Source organism: Natrinema soli (genome assembly GCF_028618695.1).
In genome coordinates this window covers 1-1,468 of record NZ_JAQIVI010000447.1, presented here as the reverse complement: position 1 = coordinate 1,468, position 1,468 = coordinate 1, and the positions used below count along the sequence as shown (strand labels likewise).

Sequence of the window (1,468 nt, the reverse complement as noted above, 5' to 3'; positions counted from 1 at the left end):
CGCCCGTTCGCTGTCCGTACTGCGACCGACCGTTTCGGCGAGCGCGCTACGAGTCGTTCCACCGCGGCCTCGAGCACCCCGACCGGCTCTCGGAGCGCGAACGCGCGACCGTCGAGCGGGCTATCCGCGAGGAACGCGCGGAGACGCGCCGCTTTCGGCTGTACGCGCTCGGCGTCCTCGTCCTGCTGTACTTCGGGCTGTTGATCATCGCCGCGTTCGTCGTTTGAGACGGTCTGTTGAATGTCATTTCCGGAGCAACCGCGAACCGTCCTGCGTTTGCTCCGATACATCGGTACAACAGACCGTATGAGTCCCGCGTTCGTCGTCCGAGTCACATCCCCATATCGTCGGCCGCGTCCGGAACCGGGAGGTCGCGTGGTGAGACGCCGAGCAACTCCCCGGCGTGATCGAGCGCCATATCGAACCCGTAGTAGCGCTCGAGTTCGTCGCCCTCGGCCGTCGGCCGTACTTTCAACATGGCGTACCCCTCTCGATTCTGGGCGATCGCGGCCGTGGGGCCGGACCCGCCGTCGTCCGAACCCCCGCGCTCGAACGAGAGGATTCGTTCCGTCTCGGTTTCTTCGTAGGCGGCCCTGATGCCATCGGCCTCGGCCGTCCGATCGTCGGTCATGCCGATACCTCGTGGAGCGACCACCGGGAAGCTGTCGGTTCCGGTCGGCAGCCCGCGGGAGAAGCGAACATCGACACCGATTTTCCAATCGGCTTCGAGGTCCGTCTCGTGAGCCGATCGGAATCCGCCTCGGTCCCCCGCCCGCTCGCGACGTTTCGACTCACGCGAGCGGTCGCGCTGCAGTGGCTCGTCGTCTCTGCGGTCGGATTTTTCGGGTTCGCGTACGGGTTCGGACACGTCCTCGCGTTGGTTCGCGGGACGTCGCTCGAGCCGATCGTGATCGCGCCGTCCTCGCCGCCGACGGTGGTCGGCTTCCTGGTCGTCTCCCTCGGGCTGCTCGTCTGCGTGGTCGTCCCCCACGAACTGCTCCACGGCGTGTTCATGGCTCGCTACGGCGACTCTCCGAGCTACGGCATCGGTCTCTCGTACTTCGTATTGCCGTACGCGTACGCCGAAACGAGCGGCGCGAGCTACTCCCGAAATCAGTTACTCGTCGCCCTGCTCGCGCCGTTCGCGGTGATCACGTCCCTCGGACTCGCCGCGATGGTCGTCGTTCCGTCACCCCTGTTGATCGTCCCGCTGGCGGCGAACGCCGCCGGCTCGATCGGCGACCTCTGGATGGCCGCCGTCCTCTGTCAGTACCCCGCCGACGTTCGCGTCGGCGACCCGCCCGGCGGCGTGCAGGGATTCGGAATTTACGGCGCTGACGACCGCTCCGTCGGCCGGCTTCCGGGCACGCCGTTTCTCGCGCGATTTCTGACCGGGAGCGTCGGAACCCTCGCCGCGATCGTGACCTACGCGCTGTTCGCCGTCCTCGTCTCGCTCGCGGTCGGCTCC

General features: G+C 67.0%; 3 protein-coding genes. 2 read left to right on the top strand and 1 reads right to left on the bottom strand.

Features of this window, described 5'->3' with window-relative positions; translation table 11 throughout:
* Window positions 1-227: DUF7410 domain-containing protein (locus PGX04_RS23600; protein WP_425498460.1), on the top strand; the 227-nt coding region annotated here is incomplete at its 5' end.
* A 104-nt stretch (window positions 228-331) separates the two neighbouring features.
* Here the strand turns inward: PGX04_RS23600 and PGX04_RS23595 are convergent.
* Window positions 332-631 carry a DUF7111 family protein gene (locus tag PGX04_RS23595; protein ID WP_273740743.1) on the bottom strand — a complete coding sequence of 100 codons (300 nt, stop codon included), beginning with the start codon at window positions 629-631 and terminating at the stop codon, window positions 332-334.
* Between the two features lie 108 nt (window positions 632-739).
* Between PGX04_RS23595 and PGX04_RS23590 the strand changes: the two genes are divergently transcribed.
* Window positions 740-1,468, top strand: a 729-nt coding sequence (locus PGX04_RS23590) for a DUF3267 domain-containing protein (protein WP_273740742.1), incomplete at its 3' end; no start/stop codon positions are given.